The 4,061-nt window shown below is 72.0% G+C and carries 6 protein-coding genes and 2 pseudogenes; 3 read left to right on the top strand and 5 right to left on the bottom strand.

Annotated elements, in window-relative coordinates; all coding sequences use genetic code 11:
- The 3 genes and pseudogenes from EAO72_RS40305 to EAO72_RS40315 form a co-directional block, all read right to left on the bottom strand.
- Window positions 1-215: pseudogene (locus EAO72_RS40305) on the bottom strand (hypothetical protein); the annotation flags it as partial.
- Window positions 212-1,567, bottom strand: coding sequence for a hypothetical protein (locus EAO72_RS40310; protein WP_261991861.1), 1,356 nt, complete (start codon window positions 1,565-1,567; stop codon window positions 212-214). The gene EAO72_RS40310 and the pseudogene EAO72_RS40305, both read right to left, overlap by 4 nt.
- A gap of 95 nt (window positions 1,568-1,662) precedes the next feature.
- A complete protein-coding gene (locus EAO72_RS40315) occupies window positions 1,663-2,109 on the bottom strand; it encodes a hypothetical protein (protein WP_148022355.1) in 447 nt (148 codons plus the stop codon).
- 140 nt (window positions 2,110-2,249) lie between these two features.
- On the opposite strand from EAO72_RS40315, the gene EAO72_RS40320 reads away from it, so the two are divergent.
- The 3 genes from EAO72_RS40320 (at window position 2,250) to EAO72_RS40330 (ending at window position 3,214) form a co-directional block, all read left to right on the top strand.
- Window positions 2,250-2,561: a hypothetical protein gene (locus EAO72_RS40320; protein ID WP_148022356.1), complete on the top strand. Its 312-nt coding sequence runs from the start codon at window positions 2,250-2,252 to the stop codon at window positions 2,559-2,561.
- 81 nt (window positions 2,562-2,642) lie between these two features.
- A complete protein-coding gene (locus EAO72_RS40325) occupies window positions 2,643-2,975 on the top strand; it encodes a DUF6233 domain-containing protein (protein WP_148022357.1) in 333 nt (110 codons plus the stop codon).
- Window positions 2,976-3,001: 26 nt separating this feature from the next.
- Window positions 3,002-3,214 (top strand): hypothetical protein, encoded by a 213-nt coding sequence (locus tag EAO72_RS40330; protein WP_148022358.1) that lies wholly within the window; start codon window positions 3,002-3,004, stop codon window positions 3,212-3,214.
- An 11-nt stretch (window positions 3,215-3,225) separates the two neighbouring features.
- Here the strand turns inward: EAO72_RS40330 and EAO72_RS40335 are convergent, their stop codons facing one another.
- Window positions 3,226-3,576 (bottom strand): hypothetical protein, encoded by a 351-nt coding sequence (locus EAO72_RS40335; protein WP_148022359.1) that lies wholly within the window; start codon window positions 3,574-3,576, stop codon window positions 3,226-3,228.
- 98 nt (window positions 3,577-3,674) lie between these two features.
- Window positions 3,675-4,061: pseudogene (locus EAO72_RS42370) on the bottom strand (hypothetical protein); the annotation flags it as partial.

Consider the following 4,061-nt stretch of genomic DNA (forward strand, 5'->3'; position numbering starts at 1 on the left):
CGGTCATCAGCCGGGAGCTCCGCGAGCGCCTGCTGTCCCGGTTCGGCCTCGTGACCCGGGACCGTACCGCGGAGCAGATCACCCGCGATCGCTGGACCGGCCGCGCCGTCGACCTCGCCGCATACCTTGCGCACCTCCCCAGGCAGCGGGCCGCGGGCGGGCAGCGGCGCGCCCGCCGGGATGATGCGGGTCGGGGTGAGCGGGCGGTCGGTCACGGGGTGACCTCCTGGTCGAGGAGTGCGCGCATCCGCTGGGCTCGGGCCTGGCCGATGCGCATCCCTGTCTGGAGTGCGCGCAGCCCGGCGGGCCGTCCGTGGCGGGCGCGGTGGTCGGCGTCGATGAGGCGTGCAGCGGGCAGGAGCGCTCGGTCTGCATCCGCATCCGTGACGTCCTCGCAGTCCGCATCCGGGCCGTCGTCGGGCGACTCCCCTGCGTCGTTGCCGTCCCACGTGGCGTGGACGGCGAACAGGTTCTGAGCTGCGGCGGATGCGCTGTTGAGTGCGCGCGGGTGCGCGGATGCACTGGCGCGGAGCCCGATGGAGACCTGTGTCTCGGACACGATCACGCCGTGGTCGAGGAGGACCTGGCGCAGTTCGTCCGGCCCGAGGCTGGGGTGCGCACTCGCCGCGGTGACGACTGCGTCGAGCGGCTGCATCTGGCGCAGCTGCTCGTACGCCACAACGGGGGCCGACCGGGGCGGTGAGGCGGGCTCGCGCATCTCCCACGGAGAGGGCAGGTCGAGGGTGGGGAGTGCGGTGGAGTGCAGTCGGGCGGAGAGGAGTTGCAGGAGCGCGCGCCGCTGCTGCGGGTGCGCTCCGACCTGAGCGCGGCCGACCGCACGGGAGAGGCGGCGTTCGAGGCGGGTGGTGTACCAGGCCCAGCCGGTGGGGCGGTGCGCAAGGTATGCGGCGAGGTCGACGGCGCGGCCGGTCCAGCGATCGCGGGTGATCTGCTCCGCGGTACGGTCCCGGGTCACGAGGCCGAACCGGGACAGCAGGCGCTCGCGGAGCTCCCGGCTGATGACCGCGGGCAGACCGGTGGACAGGGCCTCGGGCCGGGCGACGCGGATCTCCAGGCCCATGGCGAGGTGCCAGAGCAGGCCAGCCATGACGGGGCCGAAGAACGCGCGGACCAGCCCGCCGACGAGCCCGGACTCGGTGAACGCGGGAATGACCTGTACGCCGGTGATGCACCAGACGAGAACGCCGGGGACGCCGGTGGTGCCTGCCGCGGTGTCGGTGGCGGTGGCGGCCTTCGTGGCGCGGGCCATGGTGGCGCAGGCGAGGAGCGCGAGCTCCCCGGCGGCGAACATGACGGCCCGCTCGGTGCTGTCGGCCATGCCGAGGCGGTGCTCGGCGAACCGCCAGGACGTGTCCGCGCTGTAGGCGGTGCACACCATCGCGCCGAGGCCGGCCACGAGGATCGAGCCGGGCGGGAGGGCGAGGCGGCGCGCGGCGCGGGCGGCGGCCCACGCGGTGGCGATGAGGGTGGTGAGGGCGGCCGCGGTGATGCCGGCGGTCGGCCACGGGTGGGCGACCGCCCAGGTGATGAGCTGGTCTGTGGTCACGCTGCTGCTCCGGGTGGGCGCGGGTGGCCGGGCCTGCGATGGGGGCGCAGGCCCGGTGACGGGGTGGTGTCAGCCGTTGCGGCGGCTGGCGGCGCTCACCGGGTGCCGCCTGCCTCGTTGCCGTGGATGCGGGCATTGGCCAGGGCGGTGCGGGCGCCGGACTTGGAACGGCAGGCGTAGTCCGCGCGGGCCTGGCGGTGGAGCTCGGCGACCCGCTCGGTCGGGGTGGCGCGGCGGCCGGCGCGGCCGCGGAGGAGGAGCGCGTACTCGCCGCGGCTGATGTCGCGGTCGTCGACCTGCGGCATGTGGCGAAGGAGCTCCTGCTCGGCGGCGTTCGTCTCGGGGGTGTCGAAGCCGTGCTGCTCGGTGGCGAACCGAAGGGCGAGGGCGAGGCGGGTGACCTCGCGCATGGCGAGGCTGGGGCGCTCGGTGCTGAGGCGGGTCGCGATGCGGAGGAGCAGGGTTCGGGTGGTGGTGTCGGGCTCGGTCTGGGCCCTGCGGAGCCCTTCGTCGGGCTGGGTGCGGTCGGTAGGCTCGGACATGGTCATACCTCCTGGTGACACAGGGGGATGGCTGGCCCCGGCCAGAGTTCGTACCTCTGACCGGGGCCGTGGTGCATCTGACAGGAACGACCGTAGCACTTATTTGCGCTGACGCTAATAAGTTGTGAGAGGATGACGCTATGTCCAGCTCCCCACGGGAGGAAGCGCGCGACCAGGAGGCGCCGAAGTTGGTGACGATCCCCCAAATCCCCGAGCTCCTGGAAGCTGCCGGCCTGAAGAGGGTCGGGGCGGCGCGCATCCGTCAGCTGGCTCAGAACGAGGACTGGCCTAAGCCGGTCTTCGAGGACGGGCGTACGCGGATCTTCGAGTGGAGCGCCATCGAGCGGTTCTTCCGTACGCGGCCCATCCGGCAAGGGGAGCGGAACGACCTGAAGCCCTCGCAGGAGGAAGCGTCAGATGGCCGGCGCCAGCAAGAGGGGCTGGCCGAGTAGCGTTGGATGGTCGAGCCCTCACCCTCCTGTCAGTGGGTGGGGGCTTCGTGCTGCCTGGCCTTCGGTCGTACACTCGAACATGTGTCCGAAGATTTCTCGAGGGTTGAGCAGCTCCAGTTCCTGGTCCGCGTCCGGGAGCAGGACCTGGTCCGGGCCCGCGACTGGCTCGCCGCTGAGGAGCGGCGCTTGGCGGAGCTCGCCGCGCGCCGGCCCCCGCCCCCGCCGCCGGCCTTCGTGGTTGAGCAGGGCATCGGCGTCGGCCGCCGGACCGTCGCTGTGCACCAGGGCTGGTGCACGATGGCCGGATCCCGGACGAAGGCGATCCCACGGGACCAGGTGCTGCGCCTGCTCGCTGAGGACGGGCGGCTCGCCTGCCAGCAGTGCCGGCCGGACACCGAGCTCGGCGTGCTGTGACCGCCCGGCCGACGCACGATGGAGACATGCGCTCCGCACCGATCGTCGTGCACCAGCCATCACCGACCGGCGGCCGCCGCGTCACCGCGTACGGACACATCCTCGGCCTGGCCCACGACGACCACGACCTGATCGAGTTCCTCCGCCGAGCCGGACTCCCGGACTCGGAGACATTGATCGACGACCCGCGGTGGGTCGAGTGGCGAGGCGGCCGCGCCCACATCTGGGACGCGGCCTGATTGCTGCTCTGTCAGGCCCGCGGGCTCTTTGCCAGGCGGCCGAGCATCCAGCCCTGAACCTCGCTCAGGCGGACACGAAATGCTGCGCCGTGCGGCGGCAACATGTTGGTGTCATGCACGTACCTGGCTTGGCTGAGGAGCAGGTAGTCCTCGTGATCGAGCGCTGCTCCCTCCTGTGCGAAGTCGTCGGCGAACTCCGCCAAGTCGATCCCTTGCAGGTGAGTGATGTTGCCGTCGAGCCATTGGACGCGTGGCGCAATCCGGCCTGTGATCATTGCGCCGCCGACAATGATGGTGATGTCGAAAAACGTTCCGGTCAGGTTGACGCGCTTGATAAGGCGTTCGAGCAGCTGGTCGGCCATGGTTGCACCTCTCGTGGTGGGTCAAGTGGGCTGATGGCAGGGTGACATGAGCCACCGACAACGGGTGCCGCTCGCCAGAGGCAGGGCTCAAAGGCGCATCAGGTCGGCGCCTGGGTCCAGGTGCGGCCGCAGTTGGTGCAGTGGACGGTGGGTGCGGTGCCGGCTCCGCCGTGGAGGTCGAGGGGGCCGTCGCAGATCGGGCACTGGATGTCGAGGCGGGCCTGGTTGTCGCCGATGTCGAGGGCGCGCTCGACCAGGCGGGCGGACATCGCGGCGACGACGTCGATGCGGTGCTGTTCGTCGGCGGTGAGGGGGCGCCAGGGGCCGCGTACGCCTTGGGTGCGGGCGAGGAGCCAGAGGGCGGCGAGGGGGGCGGTGCGCTGGCCGGTGTAGCGCCACCGCCTCGGGTCCTTGGACTGGCGGAGGGCGAGCTGGTTGCGGCGGCGGTCGTCTGCTTCGGCGGTGCGGCGGGCGCGGGGATCGTC

Origin of the sequence: Streptomyces sp. OR43 (genome assembly GCF_008042275.1) — a bacterium.
In the GTDB taxonomy this organism is placed as follows: Bacteria; Actinomycetota; Actinomycetes; order Streptomycetales; family Streptomycetaceae; genus Streptomyces.

Bases quoted from the DNA above. Each gene is read 5' to 3' on its own strand.
- EAO72_RS40315 (WP_148022355.1), bottom strand. From the start codon at position 2,109: ATGTCCGAGCCTACCGACCGCACCCAGCCCGACGAAGGGCTCCGCAGG.
- EAO72_RS40320 (WP_148022356.1), top strand. From the start codon at position 2,250: ATGTCCAGCTCCCCACGGGAGGAAGCGCGCGACCAGGAGGCGCCGAAG.
- EAO72_RS40330 (WP_148022358.1), top strand. From the start codon at position 3,002: ATGCGCTCCGCACCGATCGTCGTGCACCAGCCATCACCGACCGGCGGC.
- EAO72_RS40335 (WP_148022359.1), bottom strand. From the start codon at position 3,576: ATGGCCGACCAGCTGCTCGAACGCCTTATCAAGCGCGTCAACCTGACC.